The organism is Paucilactobacillus vaccinostercus DSM 20634, assembly GCF_001436295.1.
Lineage (GTDB): Bacteria > Bacillota > Bacilli > Lactobacillales > Lactobacillaceae > Paucilactobacillus > Paucilactobacillus vaccinostercus.
This window is the reverse complement of record NZ_AYYY01000043.1, coordinates 37,257-56,921: the sequence shown is the minus strand read 5'-3', so window position 1 is coordinate 56,921 and position 19,665 is coordinate 37,257. Positions and strand designations below refer to the sequence as shown.

General features: G+C 41.9%; 14 protein-coding genes and 1 tRNA gene. 9 read left to right on the top strand and 6 right to left on the bottom strand.

Features of this window, described 5'->3' with window-relative positions:
• Positions 1 to 26: 26 nt before the first annotated feature.
• Together FC26_RS08235 and FC26_RS08230 are read right to left on the bottom strand one after the other, a co-directional pair.
• A complete protein-coding gene (locus FC26_RS08235; protein ID WP_057779538.1) occupies positions 27 to 1,178 on the bottom strand; it encodes an ArgE/DapE family deacylase in 1,152 nt (383 codons plus the stop codon).
• 138 nt (positions 1,179 to 1,316) lie between these two features.
• Positions 1,317 to 2,504 carry a helix-turn-helix domain-containing protein gene (locus FC26_RS08230; protein WP_057779537.1) on the bottom strand — a complete coding sequence of 396 codons (1,188 nt, stop codon included), beginning with the start codon at positions 2,502 to 2,504 and terminating at the stop codon, positions 1,317 to 1,319.
• Positions 2,505 to 2,657: 153 nt separating this feature from the next.
• On the opposite strand from FC26_RS08230, the gene FC26_RS08225 reads away from it, so the two are divergent.
• Both FC26_RS08225 and FC26_RS08220 read left to right on the top strand, forming a co-directional pair.
• Positions 2,658 to 4,730 carry a beta-glucosidase family protein gene (locus FC26_RS08225; RefSeq protein WP_057779536.1) on the top strand — a complete coding sequence of 691 codons (2,073 nt, stop codon included), beginning with the start codon at positions 2,658 to 2,660 and terminating at the stop codon, positions 4,728 to 4,730.
• Between the two features lie 18 nt (positions 4,731 to 4,748).
• A complete protein-coding gene (locus FC26_RS08220) occupies positions 4,749 to 6,143 on the top strand; it encodes a glycoside-pentoside-hexuronide (GPH):cation symporter (RefSeq protein ID WP_057779534.1) in 1,395 nt (464 codons plus the stop codon).
• 344 nt (positions 6,144 to 6,487) lie between these two features.
• Here FC26_RS08220 and FC26_RS08215 read toward each other — a convergent pair whose 3' ends face one another.
• Positions 6,488 to 7,171, bottom strand: coding sequence for a type 1 glutamine amidotransferase domain-containing protein (locus tag FC26_RS08215; RefSeq protein WP_057779532.1), 684 nt, complete (start codon positions 7,169 to 7,171; stop codon positions 6,488 to 6,490).
• Between the two features lie 221 nt (positions 7,172 to 7,392).
• On the opposite strand from FC26_RS08215, the gene FC26_RS08210 reads away from it, so the two are divergent.
• Both FC26_RS08210 and FC26_RS08205 read left to right on the top strand, forming a co-directional pair.
• Positions 7,393 to 8,361 (top strand): aldo/keto reductase family protein, encoded by a 969-nt coding sequence (locus FC26_RS08210; RefSeq protein ID WP_057779530.1) that lies wholly within the window; start codon positions 7,393 to 7,395, stop codon positions 8,359 to 8,361.
• Between the two features lie 125 nt (positions 8,362 to 8,486).
• Positions 8,487 to 9,422, top strand: coding sequence for an FAD:protein FMN transferase (locus FC26_RS08205; RefSeq protein ID WP_057779528.1), 936 nt, complete (start codon positions 8,487 to 8,489; stop codon positions 9,420 to 9,422).
• On the opposite strand, the gene FC26_RS08200 is transcribed toward FC26_RS08205, so the two are convergent.
• Positions 9,405 to 10,325 (bottom strand): LysR family transcriptional regulator, encoded by a 921-nt coding sequence (locus tag FC26_RS08200; RefSeq protein ID WP_057779527.1) that lies wholly within the window; start codon positions 10,323 to 10,325, stop codon positions 9,405 to 9,407. The genes FC26_RS08205 and FC26_RS08200 overlap by 18 nt on opposite strands.
• A gap of 122 nt (positions 10,326 to 10,447) precedes the next feature.
• Between FC26_RS08200 and FC26_RS08195 the strand changes: the two genes are divergently transcribed.
• From FC26_RS08195 to FC26_RS08185, 3 genes are all read left to right on the top strand, one after another.
• Positions 10,448 to 11,047, top strand: a complete 600-nt coding sequence (locus FC26_RS08195; protein ID WP_057779524.1) for an NADPH-dependent FMN reductase — start codon at positions 10,448 to 10,450, stop codon at positions 11,045 to 11,047.
• 13 nt (positions 11,048 to 11,060) lie between these two features.
• On the top strand, positions 11,061 to 13,484 hold the full coding sequence (locus tag FC26_RS08190; protein WP_057779521.1) for a flavocytochrome c: 2,424 nt from the start codon (positions 11,061 to 11,063) through the stop codon (positions 13,482 to 13,484).
• Positions 13,485 to 13,663: 179 nt separating this feature from the next.
• Positions 13,664 to 14,815 (top strand): GGDEF domain-containing protein, encoded by a 1,152-nt coding sequence (locus FC26_RS08185; protein ID WP_057779520.1) that lies wholly within the window; start codon positions 13,664 to 13,666, stop codon positions 14,813 to 14,815.
• Positions 14,816 to 14,851: 36 nt separating this feature from the next.
• Here FC26_RS08185 and FC26_RS08180 read toward each other — a convergent pair whose 3' ends face one another.
• Positions 14,852 to 17,359, bottom strand: a complete 2,508-nt coding sequence (locus tag FC26_RS08180; RefSeq protein WP_057779518.1) for an AAA family ATPase — start codon at positions 17,357 to 17,359, stop codon at positions 14,852 to 14,854.
• A gap of 170 nt (positions 17,360 to 17,529) precedes the next feature.
• Here FC26_RS08180 and FC26_RS08175 point away from each other — a divergent pair, with 170 nt between their 5' ends.
• Both FC26_RS08175 and FC26_RS08170 read left to right on the top strand, forming a co-directional pair.
• Positions 17,530 to 18,081: an RBBP9/YdeN family alpha/beta hydrolase gene (locus FC26_RS08175; protein WP_057779516.1), complete on the top strand. Its 552-nt coding sequence runs from the start codon at positions 17,530 to 17,532 to the stop codon at positions 18,079 to 18,081.
• Between the two features lie 69 nt (positions 18,082 to 18,150).
• Positions 18,151 to 18,221 (top strand) — tRNA-Gly (locus FC26_RS08170).
• Between the two features lie 199 nt (positions 18,222 to 18,420).
• Here FC26_RS08170 and FC26_RS08165 read toward each other — a convergent pair.
• On the bottom strand, positions 18,421 to 19,584 hold the full coding sequence (locus FC26_RS08165; protein ID WP_057779514.1) for a tyrosine-type recombinase/integrase: 1,164 nt from the start codon (positions 19,582 to 19,584) through the stop codon (positions 18,421 to 18,423).
• Positions 19,585 to 19,665 lie beyond the last annotated feature (81 nt).

Below are 19,665 nucleotides of genomic sequence, written 5' to 3'. Positions count from 1 at the left end.
CAGTTGGACTGAAGTATCGGCCTTTTTTATTTGATGTAGGCGAGAGCCAGTTGTTTATAGAACATAATGGATTGGAGATAGGTATCAATGTCGACGTATTCATCGACCTGATGACCAGTTGGCGATCCGGGGCCACAGATAATGATGGTCGGTTGGCCTGCAGCCTGAATGAATTCCGAACCATCACTTGCTTCAGAACTACCAGTCAAGATAACGTCGTGGTTGAAAACTGTTCGGTATGTTTTAAGCGCAGTTTGAACGAGTTCAGATTCAGGTGTTCCCATAATGGGTGCTTCCGGATAACTGTAATGGATCGTTAATTCATAGTTGGGAAGGGCATTTAATTCTGTTAGTAGGGTATTTAACTCATTAAAAATAAGTTGATTTGGATAGTTAGGAATTGTTCGAATATTACCGGAATATTGTGCGCTGGATGGAATCATGTTGGCTTGTTCACCACCAGTGATTTGTGTGATTTCATGTGTCATTCGGCCAAGTACGGGGTCCGAATCACTAAGTTTTTCTAAACGCTGCTGAGCTAACTGATAAAAATTCAATAAGTTTCGAATGGCATTTACTCCTAGATCTGGGTGGGCACTATGGGCATTTTTACCACTGGAAGTGACTTCGTAATCAATCACGCCACGGGATGTATAGACGAGATTAGTCATGTTGTTTGTGGGCTCAGCAATAATAATACCAGTTAGATGATCGGCATATCCTAGTTCAGTGAGTTGTGCTGCCCCGTATTCGCCAGTTTCTTCACCGACAGTAGCAAGCAACCGTATTTGGCCGTTGAGTTGCGGCTGAGACTCTAAAATTTCTAGCATGGCGATGATTTCAGCAGCCAGACCGCTTTTCATATCAGAAGCACCACGGCCGAATAGTTTACCATTTGTGAGAGTAGCCGAAAAAGGATCGTTGGTCCAGTTACTCAAAGTACCTGGAGCGACGACGTCCATATGACCAGAAAGGCCGATGATCGGTCCAGTGTTTTCGTGTCCGATTGTAATAACAAGATTATCTCGATTAGGAGCGTAGGGGATTTTTTTTATTTGTACGGTGGGATAGGGCTTAAATAGCGAGATAATAAAATCAACAACAGTTGTTTCATTGTTATTAATGGTTGGTAATTGAATTAATTTTCGAAGAATCTGGATTTTGGTTTCTTTTTTCATGAATAGTTACCTTCGTATGAATGATATGTTATGAAAAGATAATGAATTTATACGGATCAATTAATTGGGCTGATTAATAAATGGTGTAATAAGCAAAATTTTGATCAAATCAATGATTTGAAACTGGAAATTCGATTATCATCCGACGTTAACTTTTATAAAATTATAAAGGTGCCAATTATCAGTAAGGTGCGGATTACGCCTTGCACGACTGGGTGAAGCTCCAACAAACTTTTCAAATTCGCGGGTTAAATGTGACTGATCCGAAAAGTTTAAAATTGATGCAATTTCTGCTAGTGATAAATTAGTACTTTGTAATATTTGAATGGCTCGATTAATTTTTACTAAAATTCGAAAACGAGCAATGGTTATACCAACTTCTTTTTTAAATAAAGATGATAAATAGTGGGGTGAAATTCCTAATTGATTGCTTAATTCTGTGGCATTAATTTTTGTTTCAGGTGTGTTCATAATGATTTGATAGGTTCTCCTAACTGGAGCGGATAAATGAACAAATTTTAATTGTGCTACTCTTTGTGCCATATCTTTAAGCATTTCCTCGATGGCAGTCATAACATCTGAGTAAGAATTGAAACTTTCTAAAGATCGAACGTAGTGATCGTTGAGGGAGTATGCTTGATCATAATCCATTCCGGCAGCAATCGCCGCTCGAAGAGTTACAGATATGCAAATGATGCCCCAATTTTTGACATTACGAACATCACCTTCATCAGACAAAATGCCAATTCTTCCTGAGTTAACAAGTCCCACGAAGGCGTCGTGTACCATTGAGGGTTGGCCCATTTCGACAGCGGCTTTGAGTGCCTTTTCATAAACGTAACTGACATGGGCACCTTGATCATTAAAGTTTACTAAAACAAGCTTATCATTAAATTGTTCCGAGGTAATTGAATTAGTAAAAGCAGCGTTAATTTCTGATTCGTCAAGATCAATATCAAGAAGGTTGGCAAAAACAAGAAGTTGCTTATAACATTGCTTTGTCTTGAGCGAAATTGTGCTCATTAGTCTTGGCAAATAAATCGTTTTTTGATTTGGATCAAGACGTTGATCAGATAAAACATCTGTAAGAATTTCGGGGCCTAATAAATATCCGACATCATTTTTCATCATACAAAAACTAAATAAATTTTGTGTATGTCGTAAAACAGTTACTTTGCTATCAAGTGATAGTTCATTAAACATTGACAAATAGGCACTTGTAAGGATTCGACCATGTTTAAAGGTAATTTTTGGCTGTTTTTCAAATAATTTAAATTCAATACCAGGGACGTTTAAAGCCTCGATATATAGCTGTTCTATACTCATGTAGGTCATCAACTTTCTATTAAAAGTTCAAAAAAGTGGAATTTTTTTCAAAATTTATTGATAGCGCTTTCATATAATGATCTTGTAATTACATAAGCGCTTATCAATACATTGCAATTTTTCATTCTCTAATTATATTACGGAGGTTTTAAAATGCTAGGAAAAGAATATCGGAGTCAATATACGAAACAAGCTCAAGAAATGGTATCCCAGATGAGTTTGGAAGAAAAAGTTCATTTAATGAGTGGACGCGATGATACGCTGTTATCTGGAAAAGAGCGTTACAATCAAAAGCCCTACCAGTCTGCTGGTAATGAAAGATTAGGTTTACCAAACGTTAAATTTATTGATGGTCCACGTGGTGTGGTTGCTGGTAATGCCACAGCTTTTCCTGTCTCGATGGCTCGTGGTGCGACCTTTGACCCAGACTTAGAGGAACAAGTTGGTGAAGCAATTGGCGCCGAGGTACGAGCAAGTGGTGGGAATCTATTTGCCGGTGTTTGTATGAATATGCCATATAATCCGGGATGGGGACGTAGCCAAGAGGTTTATGGTGAAGATAATTTTGCGTTAGGTAAAATGGCGTCCTCACTTATTACTGGCGTCCAAAAGCAACATGTTATGGCATGTGTTAAGCATTTTGCATTTAACAGTATGGAAAATGCACGATTTAAAGTAAATGTAACTGCAAGTAAACGTACTGAGCGAGAACAATATTTATCGCATTTTAAAGATGCAGTGGATGCGGGTGCAGCCTCAATCATGAGTTCTTATAATCATTATAATGGTAAGTATGCGGGACACAGCGATTATTTGTTAAATAAAGTACTTAAAGAAGAATGGGGCTTTGATGGCTTTGTAATGAGCGACTTTATCTGGGGCGTTAATGATACTGTAGAGGCGGCTAATGGCGGCCAAGATATGGAAATGATGCGGACAAAATATTTTGGCCCTGCGCTTGTGGCTGCAGTTAAACGTGGTGATGTTGCGGAAGACACAATTGATAAAGCGGCTCTTAGAATTGTTAGAACCGTTCTTGCTTTTGAAGATGGTGCACCAACTTTCAGTAAAGAAGTTATTGCAGGCCCTGAACACGTCAAACTAGCACGTCGGGTTGCACAAGAAGCAATTACGTTAATGAAAAATAAAAATAGTGTGTTACCGTTGGTCGCTAAAAAGGCGCAGAAGATTCTAGTTGTGGGTAAACTAGCGCAAAGTGACAATATTGGTGATCATGGTTCCAGTCGTGTTTATCCAACAACCACTGTTAGTCCATTAGAAGGCATTACGGAAGCTTTTGAGAACTCCAAGGTTAGTTATGATGATGGAACGGATATTGAAGCAACTAAATTGGCCGCTGAAACAGCAGACGTGGTGATATTTGTTGTTGGGTACAATTTTGATGATGAAGGAGAGTATGTATCAAATGATCAAAGTGATGAAGCACTCCTGAATGGTAATGAAGGATCAGCTGGATCAAGCACTGGATTTGCAAAAGGTGGCGATCGGCAGACACTAAATCTTCATCAGGCCGATATCGATCTCATTAATACGGTTGGCCCAGTGAATACAAATTCAGTTGTCGTGTTGATTGGTGGAAATACGATTTTAACACATGCATGGCAAGACAGTGTGAGTGCAATTCTTGACGCGTACTATCCTGGAATGGAGGGTGGCCATGCACTGGCAGACGTTCTCAGTGGTGATGTTAATCCATCAGGTAAGTTACCATTTGCAATTCCAGTTGATGAGAAATACTTGCCAACGATTGATTGGGAAAGTACGGAAATTGAATATGGTTATTTACATGGTTATAACAAACTGGAAACAGAAGGCCATGAAACAGATTTTGCTTTTGGGAGTGGCCTTAGCTATACCACTTTTGAAATTAAAAATGTGAAGTTTAAGCGTGATGGTGATCAGTTAATTGCCACTGCAAGTGTTAAGAATACCGGACACTGTGATGGTGCAGAAGTAGTTCAATTATATGTTGGATATGATCAATCAACATTGGATCATCCCCATAAGGAATTGAAAGGGTTCCAGCGGATTGAATTAAAGGCCGGTGAAATGAAGACAGTTGAAATTACAGTACCGTTAGAAAAATTAGCCTATTTTGATGAATCCCAGAATACCTTTGTCGTTGAAAAAATGGATTATGATTGCTATCTCGGTAATAGTTCAGCAGACGCTGAAAGTAATCACGAAACAGTCACAATTCGTTAAAGATAGGAGTGAGAAAATATGGCTCAATCCGTAGAATCTTTACCAGGTAGTGGAAGACTACCAATGCGTGAAAAGTTTGGCTGGGCAACTGGTGACTTTGCACAAAACTTAATTTATAACTGTGTGTCAACTTATCTACTGTTTTTCTACACGAACGTTTTTGGATTGTCACCAGCTTTCGCAGCAACGATGTTCCTAGTGGTTCGGATGATTGATGCGATTAATGATCCGATAATTGGGACTATCGTAGATAAGCACACGACACGTTGGGGTAAGTACCGTGGTTGGCTTGTCATTACATCGATTCCATTTGCAATTATGGCAATTCTCTGTTTTTATACACCATCATTTGGTAGTGTGGGCAAGATGGCATATGCGTACGTGACCTATATCGGAATGTCACTGGTTTACACGACGGTTAATATTCCTTATGGATCAATGAATGCTGCTATGACCAGAAATGATCATGAACTGATTTCTATGAATTCAATTCGGATGTTCTTGGCACAACTTGGTGGTTTGGTTGTTAGTTTCGGTATTCCCATTTTTGTGAAGCTGTTTTCTGGTGGCTATTATAGTGGGGTTAATGCTCGTACTGGATGGTTCCTAACAATGTCAATGTACGGTATCGTAGGTGCTTTAATTTTGCTGTTCTGTTTTTCGCAAACTAAAGAGCACATTCATATGACGGCTTCACAACAGGCAGAAGTTAAAGTTTCAGATCTGTTTCACCAACTAGTGATTAATGTGCCACTTCGAGTTTTAGCGATCTTCTTCATTATCATTTTCGGATTAATGTCAGTTGTTAATTCGATTGGTGCGTACTACATGACTTATAATGCTGGAGATGCAGGTCTAATGCAGTGGTACAATTTGATCGGAACGTTACCAGTATTTGTCGTAATTCCTTTGACACCATGGTTAAATAAAAAAATGGGTCCACAAAAATTAATGCAAATGGCATTATTGGTTGCCGTAATTGGTTCAGTTCTGATGTTCATGATTCCAGCAAAAAATATTGCTTTGACTTTTCTTGGACGTGCAATTCAAACAGCCGGAATCTTTTTAGCTGGAACGTTTGAATGGGGACTTGTACCACAGACAATTACCTACGGAGAATGGAAAACTGGTAAACGTGAAAATGGTATTATCAATGCCGTCATTGGATTCTTCTTTAAAGCCGGTATGGCAATGGGCGGCGTGGTCCCTGGATATGCATTAGCTGCATTTGGATTTGTTGCTAACCAAAATCAAACCGCTAATAGTTTATTAGGGATTAAATTAACGGCAACGCTCATTCCTGCAGTATTCTGTGTCATTGCGATGATTGTCTTTTCTTTCTATAAGTTGAATAATGAAAAGATTGAAAAAATGAATGATGAAATTATTGCACGTAAAGCAACTAAAAAATAAAAATATTTGCTAGATGTGTTAATCGAAACTCACTTTGCAACCAACTTACACATGCAATGTCGATTTACTTGCTAGCATAAAAATAGGGCCGATTCGGAAATTGCAGAATCGACCCTATTTATTTTATGAAAATTAAAAAGCGAGGAGTATGACAAAAAATTAATAAATGCTAAAGGTTGTATTCAAATACCTTCATAAGTGGTACGATCGAGTCGTTCAATTTTGAACAATATAAGTTATATCGCCAGTATTAGTGCGCACGCACTAGTGCAAAGGATCACACTGTGATCCTTTTTTTATGCAAAAAGCCTGCAATCCTTGGGATTACAGGCTTTTGAGAAAAATTAGTGGAGAGCATCGATCAGCGCTTCACCAACGCCTTTTGCCGATTGTGGATTTTGACCCGTAATTAAGCGACCATCTACAATAACGTGCTTCGTATATGGATCACTCTTAGTATGGTGAGCACCAGCAGCTTTCAGTGCATCTTCAGCAAGAAATGGGACATCATTGGTGAGTTGGTTGATCTCTTCTTCTTCATTGGTGAAACCAGTTAAATTTTTGCCATTGATAAATTTAGTTCCGTCTGCATTTTCAATAGAAAGAAGACCGACTACTCCGTGGCAAACGGCAGAAATGATGCCGCCATTATCATAAATTTGTTTGGCGATTGTGCCGAGTTCTTGATTGTTGGGAAAATCCCAAACGGTTCCATGGCCGCCAGCGAAGTAAATTGCATCATAATCACTAGCTGTGATGTCAGCTGGTTTAAGTGAGTGGCCTAGCGCCTGATTACGAAATTCAGCATCACTATAAAATTCATTGTTGATGTCGTCTAATTGATCAGGAGCCAAACTACCTGGATCGACGGGAACATAGCCCCCTTGTGGACTGACATAATCCACTGCGATGTTGTGATCTTTCATCACTTTATTAAAATGAGTGGCTTCGCTCAACCACAGACCAGCGGCCCGGTTGATTGTTTCAAATTTTTCATGATTGGTTAATACAATTAGTACTTTAGTCATGATTAAAAATCCTTCTTTCTAACTTACTTTTTAAAAGCATGGACTTAATTTAGCACCTTAGAGTGGGTCTAAGTCAACTAAGAAAATTGGAATTCTTGTTAAATTGAATCACAGTCAGTATCAACAGGATTTAAAAACTGAATAAAATGCTGAGAAAGCCTTTACTTCAAGTGCACTTCAAGTGATAAAGTGACCCTAATTCAATAAAGGGGTGATTGGTGATGAAGTATCGGCGGTTAGGTAAGAGTGGCTTAAAGGTAAGTGAAATTGCACTTGGAAGTTGGATGACCGATGTGAGTGACGAGCAGCATCAAACATTAGCTGCTGAAAGTATTCGAACGGCTTTTGAGAATGGCGTGAATTTCTTTGATTGTGCAGATGCATATAGTGGTGGTGCCGCTGAACGTTTCTTGGGTCAAGTTTTAAAAACACTTCCCAGAAAAGAGCTCATAATTTCAAGTAAAGTTTACTTTCCGACTGGCGATGGCGTTAATGATCGTGGATTGTCCCGCAAACATATTATGACGTCGATTGATCAGTCGCTTAAAAATTTACAAACGGATTACTTAGATCTCTATTTTTGCCACCGCTTTGATCCAGAAACACCACTAGAGGAAACGCTACAAGCTTTAAGTGATCTAGTTGATCATGGCAAGATCCTTTACTATGGGGTGAGCGAGTGGACCCCAGTTCAAATCTTGGAAGCGCAACTGATCATTCAAAAGCTTGGGTTGCATCCCATGTCGGTGGTTCAGCCACAATACAATATGTTTGATCGATATATTGAGCATGAGTTAATCGATGTTTGTGATCATTTAGGGTTAGGAATCGTACCATTTTCACCGTTGTCGCAGGGATTACTCACCGGTAAGTATCGCCTTGGACAACAAATTCCAGCCGGATCTCGAGCTACTTATCAAGACCAAATTCAAGCTTTATTGACAACGTCAAACTTGGAAAAAGTTGAGGCCTTGGTTAAAATGGCTGCTGACTTGAATACTGATTTAGCCAGCCTTGCTTTAGCGTGGGATTTGCGCGATTCGCATATCACTAGTGTCATAACCGGAGCCAGCAGACCTGAACAACTACAAAATAATTTACGTGCATTAACGGTTTCAATTCCGGAGGACTATCTCCAGCAGATTGATGCATTGTTTAACTTTAAAAAATTTAAGCGACAGATTGGTTAAAACGAGGGATCGGATGGGCTGAAATAAGTCATCCGGTCCTTTTTAGAATGTTCTTTTGTCTTGAGCTTCATTCGTGAGTTCGTTATGATGATCACATGTCATTTGACGCGAAAGAAGGAATCATCATGGATGAAGCCAATCGAACCTGCTATTTGATGGGAACGGTCATCAAATTATGGGTACAACATCCCCATGCCGAGCAGTTGTTATCAGCAGCTGAACAGAAGCTGATCGATTACGAAAAACGATTCAGTGCAAACGATCAGCAGTCACAGTTAATGCGAATCAGTACCTTCGCGGGGCAACGACCAGTCAAAGTTGATTATGATCTATTTGAGCTGATTGATCTGGGAAAACAAAATAGTCAGGCACCCGGCAGCTTTTTAAATATCGCCATCGGGCCACTCATTCATAGCTGGCAAATTGGATTTTCGGACGCCAAAGAACCCACTCCAGCAGAGGTGCAGGCGGCACTAAAGTTAATTAATACGGACCACATTGTACTCAATCGCACCGATCAGACCGTCTTTTTGACGGAACCGGGAATGTCACTCGATCTCGGTTCGTTAGCAAAGGGCTACTTTGCGGATCAGATTATTGCGGATTTTAAGATGAAGGGCGCATTAGCGGGAATGATCGATCTTGGTGGTAACATTTTAACTTTTGGCGATGCGCCCGAGCATGCCGATCATCAGTGGCGTATCGGCATTCAAAATCCCTTTCAACCACGGGGAAACTATGTTTTGTCGCTTAAAATTCAGAATCTTTCGATTGTGACATCGGGAATTTATGAACGACAAAATACATTTCATGGGAAAACATTCCATCACATTTTTGACCAACGAACCGGTTATCCGGTGGCAACGGACGTGGTTAGTTTATCTGTTATTTCGGAAAAGTCGGTGGACGGTGAAATTTGGACGACACGATTGTTCGGACAATCCCCCCAACAGATGATTATATCTTTAAAGCAACCAGGCATTATTGGTGGCGTTGTGATTACTAAACAAGGCGACCTTCTATATTCCGGAGCACTGAAATCGTTAATTGAACGGCGCTAGAAAGGCCGTAATTAAATCCTGTTCCACCGAACTAAGCGTTTTATCCGCTCTGTGTGCAATAAAAAAATTGATCGAAATTAGATGATCGGACAACGGATAAAGATTATAGGCTGGCTGCTGGGGAAGTGAGCCTATAATTTCTTCCGGAACGATCGTAACGCCAGTTCCGAGCTTGCTAAGATTGAAAATGGTGAAAATATTGTCGCTTTCGACCGCAATGTTGGGCTGAACCTGATATTTCTGGAGTAAATAGTCGACTTGCCGCCGAATCGCTGAGCCGCTCGAAGTCAATAGTAGTTGTTCGCCCAACAGTTCTGCCATGGGGATGGATCCCAGGGGCAGAACTGTTTTTGTCTGATCAAAAAAATCGGATGTCGGTGGAATAATAGCAAAATAACTATGGTTACCACATTCGTGAAAAATCAAATTTGATGACAGGGTTTCGGGATTTTGACCAATATAAAAATCAATTTTGCCGTCTAAAGCATTGGCCTCGTTACGTTGGGGCTTATTTTCATCGACTAGAATTTTGACGTCGGGATGTGTTTGAAGAAATTGAGGGAGAAATAGTGGCAGAAGGTAAGACCCGAGTGTACTGAGTACCCCGAGCTTGATGGTTGTGCCGTTCGGCGTTGTATATTGGCTGAGCTGATCATCAAACTTAGCCGTTTCATTTTCCAACGTTTCCAAGTAGTTGTAGTACAATTTACCAGCCTCGGTGAGCTGAAGGTGTTTGGCAGTTCGATTGATGATTTCAACTTGTAACTCTTTTTCGAGCTTTTGAATGAGTTGCGTTAGATACGGCTGAGAAATATAGAGTGCTTTCGCTGCTCTGGTAAAGTTACCATATGTCAGTAGGGCATCGAGGTACTGTAGCATTTTTTTGGAGTCTTTGAGAATCATTTGCAAACCTTCTTTAGTGAGTAATAGCTATTTAGCTATTATACAATAATTAAATAAGTATTTCACAATCTTTCTACATCTCGTTAAAATTTAGGTATCGAGAACTAGAAAGGAAGACGATTATGAAATTTATCGGAATTGTAGGGTCCAACGCCGATCAGTCAACGAACCGAACATTACTGAATTATATGCAACGCCACTTTAGTCAAGCAGCAACAATTGAAATTTGTGAAATTAAAGACTTACCGGCATTTAACGAGCCAGATTCAAAAATTGCACCACGTGAAATTCAAGCCATTATTGATCAAATTCAGGCGGCTGACGGGGTGATTATCAGCACGCCAGAGTACGATCACTCGATTCCTGCGGCACTTAAGAGTTTAATCGAATGGTTATCATATACGTCCGAGGCATTTAATAACTGTCCCATCATGATTACTGGGGCATCACATGGGACGTTAGGATCATCGCGGGCACAGAACCATTTACGGCAAATTTTAGACGCTCCAGAAGTCGGTGCGCGTGTTTTACCAAGTTCAGAATTCTTACTTGGGGGATCATTACGAGCCTTTGATGATGCGGGGAACTTAGTAGATGCAGCTAAAATTCACGAACTCGAGCGCGACTTTACGGAGTATATGACGTTTGCTCAAGATGTGAATCAGTTGATCGCACATTCAAGTCAACTACACGACAAACAGGCCGTTTGGACGGAAGAATAGGAGGACGAAATAGATGAAGTTAATTGGAATTGTCGGAACGAACGCAGAAAAATCATATAATCGTCAGCTACTTACGTTTATGCAACGGCATTTTGCTGATCAAGCAGAAATAGAAATTTTGGAGATTAAGGATGTGCCGATGTTTAATGAATCGGCGGACCAAAATTTACCCATTATTCAAACGTTCGATCAAAAAATTATTGATGCGGATGGGGTTATTATTTCAACGCCGGAACATAATCATTCTATTCCTTCTGCACTGAAGAGTACGCTTGAATGGCTATCAAATGATGTCCATTCCTTTGAGGGAAAACCAGTTATGATTGTTGGTGCGTCCTATCACGATCAGGGATCATCGCGGGCACAACTTCATTTGCGCCAGATTTTAGATGCACCCGGTATCGATGCCATCGTCATGCCCGGAAACGAATTTTTGCTCGGTCATGCGCAACAAGCCTTTGATGAGCATGGTGATTTGAATAACGAAGGAACGGTTAGCTTTTTAGCTAGTTGCTTTAAGAAATTCCTGCGCTTTACCAACATGGTCAAAATGTTAAACGTTCCGGAAGATTTGAAGGTTAACCCGGGAACCTACGACGTGACGGCCATGGGGCATAATGGGAAATTACCGATGTCAGTCGAATTTTCAGAAGATAAGATTGAAAATATTGAAATTGATACCAGCGCAGAAACGGCCGGTATTGCGGATGTGGTATTCGAGAAAATTCCGGCACAAATTTTAAGTGGGCAAACGTTAAATGTTGATACCGTTTCCGGTGCTTCGGTAACCAGCAAAGGGGTCATTGACGGCGTGGCAGAAGCTGTGAAGTTAGCTGGTGGTGATCCTGATGTTCTTAAAAATCGACCACGGCCAAGTGCGAAACGACAAGTTCCCCCTGTCGAGTATGAGACAGATGTTGTGGTGATTGGTGCCGGTGGTGCCGGCTTGACGGCAGCTGCCAGCGTGCTACAACGCGGACAACGTGTTATCGTTGCCGAAAAATTCCCATCAGTTGGTGGTAACACGGTGCGGACTGGTGGACCAATGAACGCGGCTGATCCAACTTGGCAAAATGAATTCAGTGCGAATCCCGGGGAACGAACGACTTTGCAAGGTATTTTGAACACCGACGAGGCGACCATCGATCCTGCATACGTTGCCGATTTCCGATTACTAAAAACACAAATCACGAAGTATCTGGAAACAACCGATGATGATAATGAATATCTGTTTGACTCAACGCTATTCCACCGAATTCAAACGTATTTAGGCGGTAAACGTGTCGATTTAGCTGGTCATGAAATTCACGGGCAGTATGATTTGGTGAAGATTTTAACTGATCATGCGTTAGAATCTGTAAAGTGGTTAGAAAGCATCGGTGTTGAATTTGATCAAACTGAAGTCTCAATGCCGGTTGGTGCAAAATGGCGACGGGGTCATAAACCACTAAAGAATCAAGGATACGCCTATGTTTCAGCATTGAAGACCTTTGTGGAACAACGTGATGGCCAAATTTTAACGGAAACACCGGCTAAAAAATTAATTATTGAAGACGGTGAGGTTCGTGGAATTATTGCACAGGGACCAGATGATCAAAAAGTCATCATTCACGCCAGCGCTGTAATATTAGCTTCTGGTGGGTTCGGTGCTAATACTAAGATGGTTCAGCAGTATAACACGTATTGGCAACAGATTGATGATGATATTCAAACCTCAAATTCGCCGGCGATTACTGGGGATGGAATTAAGCTAGGAACGAGCGCGGGGGCAGACCTTGTTGGCATGGGCTTCTCACAAATGATGCCTGTTTCGGATCCTGAAACGGGTGAGCTCTTTACTGGTTTACAGGTGCCACCCGCTAACTTTGTGATGGTTAATCAGCAAGGAAAGCGATTCGTCAATGAATATGAAGGCCGGGATGTTTTGTCGAAAGCCGCAATTGCTAACGGCAGTCTGTTCTATTTAATCGCGGATGATAAGATTAAGGAGACCGCCTACAATACGAGTCAGGAAAAAATTGATCAACAAGTCGAAGACGGAACGCTGTATCGTGCCAACACGTTAGCAGAGCTAGCGCAACAGATTCATGTTGATCCGGCAGTCTTGACGACCACGATCGCGCATTATAACTCATACGTGGATGCTGGGACAGATCCTGAGTTTGGCAAGAACGTTTTTGATTTAAAGGTTGAACAGGCGCCGTTCTATGCGACACCAAGAAAGCCCGCTATTCATCATACGATGGGTGGGTTAAGAATTGACACACAAGCGCATGTTTTAAACGAACAGGGTACTGTTATTCCACACCTATTTGCGGCCGGTGAAGTGGCTGGGGGAATTCACGCAGGAAACCGTCTAGGTGGGAATTCATTAACAGATATTTTCACCTTTGGTCGAGTCGCCGGTAAAACGGCGGTTAGTGAAAACCAAAAATAGAACACTCAAAAAACGAATGACATCGTGTGACAAACGACACGACATAATTCGTTTTTTTGTTGATTTACTAATTTTTACTAAAAATATTGTTTAAATTCGTCCGGATAAATTATACAATGAGGGCGGTATATGCCGGTGAAAAAGTGGGATTAAATTTAAACGATTAAAGAAGGTCCAGGATGTTTATTTGGGAATCGAGAATTATTACGTACGTAACTAACATTTTAGTGCTCATTGGGTATGCGATGTTATTTAACTGGATTCAGTCGGCTAAATTCAAGAGTATTCGCAACCAAAAGTTGGCAACCACCTACCTAATTGCAATTACGGTTTTATTTTTGATTCTGTTTCACGTTGCATCGTTAAATAGTATGATTCAAGCGGGAAATCAAGAGGGCTTTGGCTGGACGTACATTAATTTTCAGGTTGGGACCGTCATGTTTGCAATGCTGATGTCCCGTCGGCGGCCGATTTTGTATTGCTTAGCAGTGCTCCTACTTGCTTGGTACTGGTGGATTCCGAATGCACCTAATTGGGTGCCCTTTTACCTGATTAGCTTGGTGCTGATGATAGGGGCACAAAATTTTGGTCCGGTAATCAAGCGGCACTTGGTATTGTATGTGCCCTTCAGCCTGATATTTGCGGCACCATTTTTGATAACCAATGTGTATTCACTCAAAGGAATCAATGTCGGTTGGCCTTGGCAAATCAGCACTAGTTTGGTGATTAGTTTGGTGTTGTGGCTGGTGCAGTATGCCGAAAAGCGGCATAAACAATCCCAAGATAAACTCTTAAGAGAAGCCCGAGTAGATGACCTGACGCAGCTTTATAATTTTCGGGTGTTTAATGAAGATTTATTGAATTCATTTACGGATATGCAAAAGGATCATCAATCATACGCGCTCTACACGCTAGACATTGACCACTTTAAGCAGATTAATGATCAATATGGACATTTGATGGGAAATCAGGTATTAGAAGCTGTCACAAAAAAGCTGAAAGAAATTACCGATCACCTCGAATATCCGGCCGAAGCTTACCGAACGGGCGGTGAAGAATTTAGCTTTGTCCTCCATGATGTTCAAAAAAGTTTTGAACGGGCATGTGAAATCTCACGACTGGTTCATCACGAACTGGGCACACTCCAATTTGTAACCGAGCAACAAGAAACGTTCCACATTACGATTTCACTCGGTCAAGATCGATCAATGGAGGAAGATAAAAACTATTTAGATGTCTACCGACGAGCAGATAAATACTTGTACCATTCCAAAAATATTGGACGAAACGCAATTACGGTTCGTGGAATGACAATCGAACCAATTGAATAGATACAAAAGCGGGGCACAAGCGGCCTCGCTTTTGTATTAATGTTGAAATTTTAGCCAGTGTTGCTGCAAATACCGAGTCGTTAGACTAACTGGCGTCTGAACTAATGTGAGTGGGGCGCCGGTGGCAGTGATTTGACCACCCGCATCCCCACCTCGCGGACCAAGGTCGATCAGATAATCGGCATTGATCATCAAGTCTAGATCGTGTGTAATGATGATCACGGTAGCACCGTTAGTTTGTAGTCGTTCGATGATCTGAAGCAACGTTTGGACGTCCAGTGGGTGTAGGCCAATGGATGGTTCATCAAATACAAACAGCGTTCCGGCTTCGTGTCGTGTGAGGTGACTCACTAACTTCAAGCGTTGCGCCTCGCCACCAGAAAGCGTGGGGGTGCTCTCACCAAGGTGCAGGTAGGCGAGACCGACTTCTTGGAGCTGTTTCAGTTGGCGCTCAATTGCGGGAACATCTTTAAACACTGGCAGTGCTTCAGTTACGGACATCGCCAGTAGATCGACAATTGAGTACCCATGCCACTTGATTGCTTGAATTTCTTGATTATACCGGGTCCCGTGACAAACGGGACAGACTTCTTGCATGTCGGGAAGGTACTGAATGTCAAGTGTGATATTGCCAAGGCCGCCACAGTTTGGGCAAGCCCCCTGTTTGTTATTGTATGAAAAATCAGCGATGGCGTAGCCGTGTTCCTGTGCTGCGGGCAGTGCCGCAAAGAGGTGGCGGAGTGCATTCATGATGTTAGTGTAGGTGGCAAGGGTCGATCGGGCATTTTTCCCAACGGGGGTCGCATCGACGCTGACGACTCGCTTTAGCTGCGTCGATAGTGAGGTAACGTGGTGGGGAAGTTTCTGGTGGTGTTGCTGAGCCTGAATCGCTGGAACAAGACTGTCGAGAATTAGACTAGTCTTACCCGCACCCGAAAAGCCGGTAATGGCGGTTACTTGATTGTCGGGGATGGTAGCCGTCACATCATGTAGGTTAAAGTAACGGGCGATTTTGAGGACGGTTTGGGTGGTTGGTGCGGGTGTTGTTTTGGTTCGTAAGATGTTAGCGGTCCCCGCAATGAACGGTCCAATTAGTGAAGCCGTATTTTGAGTAAGTTGTTGAGGGGTTCCCTGTGCGATAATTTGACCACCTTGATCACCGGAACCAGGGCCGATTTCGATTACCCAATCAGCCGCTGCAATGATATCAACCTCATGATCGACCACGATTAATGAGTTTCCTTGCTCGATTAATTCTCGAAAGATATGAACCAGTCCCTGAATATTATCGGGATGCAAGCCAATAGAAGGTTCATCAAGGACGTAAAGAACCCCGGTTGTTTCGGTGCGAAGGGTACGCGCAAGCTGAATTCGTTGTAGTTCACCGGTTGAGAGTGTATTACCGTTCCGAGAGAGACTCAGATAATCTAGACCGAGCTCTAGGAGTGGCCGTAAGGTGTCTTCAAGCTCCGTGAATAAAATATTTGCTAACGGTTGCATGTTTTTTGGTAGGTCTTGCTTGGTAATCGCCTCCCACTGGGCAAGATCTCCGAGCTGTAAATTAGCGACCTCCGCAATATTTTTTTCGCCGACAATTTGTTTGAGTCGTTCAGGGTTGAGTCGTGAACCGTGACAGGTAGGACACGTCGAGAAATGATAAAACGAGTTGATTCGAGCAATGGAACGTTCACTTTTAGAGGTTTGAAGTGAATCAGTCACTGCGTCATAGGCGTTTTCGTATAAGGCCTTATCCATATGAAAAACACGCCCGGTGCCAGAGTGCAAATCAAGGGGATACTGTTTTTTCTCACCGTGAAGGACAATTTGTTTTTCATGGGCGGTTAGTTTCTGGTAAGGCACATCGGTCCGAACGCCCAATGTTGCGACGAGTTTGGGCATGAAGTTTCGCCCAGGGAGGTGCCATGATGCAACAGCGCCTTCCTCAAGGGTTAGGGCTTCATCACCAATGAGTTTGTCTTCATCGAGCTCCCGAACTACGCCGAGTCCGTCACAAGTGGGACAGGCACCCGTAGAATTGAATGAGAAGTCTTCGGCACTAGTTGCCATGAATTGAATACCACATGTGGGACAGGTTACCACACCCATTGCTTGTCCAGGACGATCCATTGCCTGAGCAATTTCAATGGTTGGTGCCATGCGGTGACCATTGGGACAAACGATTGAGCCAAGACGTGAAAAAATTAGGCGAATTACGTTGAATGCTTCGGTTAAGGAGCCAACGGTTGATCGTTCAGATGGGATGTTGGGGCGTTGACGGAGTGCGAGGGCGGACGGAATATGTTTGACGGATTGCACCTGAGACTTGCGATTTTGAGTGATTCGACGTCTGGTATAGGTTGACAGGGCCTCAAGATAGCGCCGTGAGCCTTCCGCATATAGGATGCCCATCGCAAGTGAGCTTTTGCCCGAACCAGAAGGACCGGAAATGGCCACAAACTGGTTTAATGGGATATCGACATCAATATCTTTCAGATTGTTGACGTTACCGCCGCGTACTTCGATGTGATCAATTTTTGAAACCATGGTAAAACCTTGCCTTTGTTTTGAAATAGTGTCTTCATGATACCGCAAATGATAGAATATCGCAGAGCGAAACACTTCACATGTAAGTGAGGGTACAACAGATTCAGATTAGTGGTACGATGAAACTAAAGTAATCGTGAAACATGATTGGTAGAGGAGCGGATGAGAAAATGAAAAAAGCATATTTGATTCACGGAACGTCATTGCCAGATGATGACTGGTTTCCATGGCTCAAGAAGACGGCCCGCCAAAAACTAAATTGCATGGTTAAAATCGTGGATCTACCACAGCCGTTTTCTCCACACCCCAGTGAATGGGATGCTGCATGTGATCGGTCGATTGTGGCAACTGATGGGGTAACAATCATTGCCCATAGTCTGGGGTGTATCGAAGCGTTGCGGTTTATTGAGCAGCATGATGTGGAACAGGCCAATTTAATTTTGGTATCAGGGTTTGATGAACCGATTTATACTTATCCCGAATTAAACAGTTTTGCGGATCATACATTTAACTATGCGCGTGATATTTTGCCTAAAGTGGCGAATGCGGTGGTGGTGACTGCTAAGGATGATCGCATTGTACCCACACAGTTTAGCCAAACGATGGCTCAGCATTTACGTGCTAAATTGATTTTGCAGTCCACGGGCGGTCATTTCTTGGGAGATGCCGGGTATACGAAGCTACCGGTGGTACTAGAAGAGCTAGAACGGGTAATGGCCTAATTAAATGCTGGTTGCAGAAAATTAATCGTTCACATCTTGTGATTGATATGGTACAATTAACTCTGCATTGCGAGTGTAGTTTAGTGGTAAAATCCAAGCTTCCCAAGCTTGTGTCGCGGGTCCGATTCCCGTCACTCGCTTAGATCTATTAAATATAGTTCATTTTCATAATTTATAAAAGCCCTAAACCATTGATATATCAATGATTTAGGGCTTTTGTTATATTCTTAGACTCTATTTCATTCGTTCTGGTTAACTGTCTCGTGTACACGGCATGTACACGAGCAACAAAATAATCCCTAAAAAGGGCCTTTTTACGTTGCTTTTCGTGTACCAATTTTACTTTTGACCGTTAATTAAGCTTGTCACTATGCCATCTAGAGCACTATCGTTTCTGGCAGAAACTTCTTTGAGGACGTGTACGTAGGTTTTGTAGGTGGTTGTTACGTTTTCATGCCCTAAACGCTTGGAGACATACGTTATATCACGATTTTGATAGAGTAACATGCTGGCGTGCGTATGGCGTAGTGCGTGCGAAGTGTAAGACTGTTGGCCTTCACTTATGATTCCTAATTTTTTGCAAATTGATGATAATTGGCTATTGAGGCCGTCATTAGAGATTGGGAGACCATTTTCTGGCCGAATGAACAATAGATTATTCGGGTTATAGTCTGGTCGAATTAACTTACGTTTGTCATTCACGAGTTTGAGTTTGCGAAGTACACCAAGCGTTTGCTTGTCGACATGAATTGACCGCATGGACGACTGATTCTTAGTTGGCCCGAATCCATAAGGCTTTTTCGTATAGTTCCAAGTTTTATCAATTTTTATCGTGGCATTGTCGAAATCAATACAGTCCCAGGTAAGCCCGTCCGCCTCTTCAAAGCGCATACCGGTATTCGCCATAACAAGAATAATATAGTTGGTTACCCGACGAGGATCGAGATGGGTGTAAGTGTACTGGATTAGAGTTTTAAAATCATCTAGATTCATGAATTTATGGGATTCATCTTTTTCAAGGCTGGTATCACCGGTTAGTGATACTTCATAGGTTGGATCAATTGATATTGCTCCAAAGTGATATGCTTCGTGAAAACATTTAGCTATATAAACGTGAGCTTTCAGGACAGTTGCTGGTGCATGTTCCTTACCAAATTCATTTAAAAAATTTTGATAATCGGATCGTGAGATATCAGCAATTTTTTTATTAGGAAAATATTTCTTGATTTTTTTTAGTGCAGATCGGTAGTGGTTGTCGTTTGCTGCTGACTTCTTTCCTTCATAAAATGTGTGAAACCATTCTTCGTAATATCTGTCGAATGTTTGGTCTGTTGGCTCTTGGTATGTGCCATGCTTGATTTGGTCTTCGATCTCTTGGGCCGCTTCCTTGGCCATGCTTCTTAAGCGGTAACCACCGTTTGAGTTAATGGGCAACCTCTTCCCATTTACGGATCTATTAACCCTAAAATGCCATAAGTTGGCGCGCTTATAAATATATGCCACATTTACCATCCTTTCATACTTTACTATTGATTATTACAAACATATGTTCTTTTAAAGCGTTAAATAAAAGCCCCAATACAA

Coding starts and splice junctions, on each gene's coding strand:
- FC26_RS08235 (WP_057779538.1), bottom strand. CDS start 1,178: ATGAAAAAAGAAACCAAAATCCAGATTCTTCGAAAATTAATTCAATTA.
- FC26_RS08230 (WP_057779537.1), bottom strand. CDS start 2,504: ATGAGTATAGAACAGCTATATATCGAGGCTTTAAACGTCCCTGGTATT.
- FC26_RS08225 (WP_057779536.1), top strand. CDS start 2,658: ATGCTAGGAAAAGAATATCGGAGTCAATATACGAAACAAGCTCAAGAA.
- FC26_RS08220 (WP_057779534.1), top strand. CDS start 4,749: ATGGCTCAATCCGTAGAATCTTTACCAGGTAGTGGAAGACTACCAATG.
- FC26_RS08215 (WP_057779532.1), bottom strand. CDS start 7,171: ATGACTAAAGTACTAATTGTATTAACCAATCATGAAAAATTTGAAACA.
- FC26_RS08210 (WP_057779530.1), top strand. CDS start 7,393: ATGAAGTATCGGCGGTTAGGTAAGAGTGGCTTAAAGGTAAGTGAAATT.
- FC26_RS08205 (WP_057779528.1), top strand. CDS start 8,487: ATGGATGAAGCCAATCGAACCTGCTATTTGATGGGAACGGTCATCAAA.
- FC26_RS08200 (WP_057779527.1), bottom strand. CDS start 10,325: ATGATTCTCAAAGACTCCAAAAAAATGCTACAGTACCTCGATGCCCTA.
- FC26_RS08195 (WP_057779524.1), top strand. CDS start 10,448: ATGAAATTTATCGGAATTGTAGGGTCCAACGCCGATCAGTCAACGAAC.
- FC26_RS08190 (WP_057779521.1), top strand. CDS start 11,061: ATGAAGTTAATTGGAATTGTCGGAACGAACGCAGAAAAATCATATAAT.
- FC26_RS08185 (WP_057779520.1), top strand. CDS start 13,664: ATGTTTATTTGGGAATCGAGAATTATTACGTACGTAACTAACATTTTA.
- FC26_RS08180 (WP_057779518.1), bottom strand. CDS start 17,359: ATGGTTTCAAAAATTGATCACATCGAAGTACGCGGCGGTAACGTCAAC.
- FC26_RS08175 (WP_057779516.1), top strand. CDS start 17,530: ATGAAAAAAGCATATTTGATTCACGGAACGTCATTGCCAGATGATGAC.